The organism is Desertibacillus haloalkaliphilus (assembly GCF_019039105.1).
Taxonomy (GTDB): Bacteria; Bacillota; Bacilli; order Bacillales; family KJ1-10-99; genus Desertibacillus; species Desertibacillus haloalkaliphilus.
On the sequence record NZ_JAHPIV010000542.1, the window covers coordinates 1 to 339 of the forward strand.

Consider the following 339-nt stretch of genomic DNA (forward strand, 5'->3'; position numbering starts at 1 on the left):
TTTTTCTCTCTCTTCTTCTCTCTCCTCCTCTTTCTCTTCCCCTCTCTCCTCTCTTCCCTTCTCCCTCCTCTCCCTTTCTCTTTTTTCCCCTCCTTCCTTTCCTCTTTCCCTCCCTCTCCCTCCCTCTTCTCCTCTTCTTTCCTTTCTTTTCCTTTCTCCTTTCCCCCCTCCCCCCCCTTCTTCTTTCCCCTTCTTTTCTCCTCCCTTCTCTTCCCCCCCTCTTTTCTCCCTTCTTTCTCTTCCCTTCTCTTTTTCCCTTTCTTCCTTTCCCCTCCTTCCCCTTTCCTCTCCCCTCTCCTCTCCTCTTCCTCCTCTCTCTTCTCCCCCTCTCCTCTCCCC

Annotated in this window: 1 protein-coding gene; it reads right to left on the reverse strand. The window is 52.5% G+C overall.

Features of this window, described 5'->3' with window-relative positions; genetic code table 11:
- Positions 1–339 (reverse strand): hypothetical protein (locus KH400_RS30390; protein WP_217228662.1); only part of this gene is annotated, 339 nt, incomplete at both ends.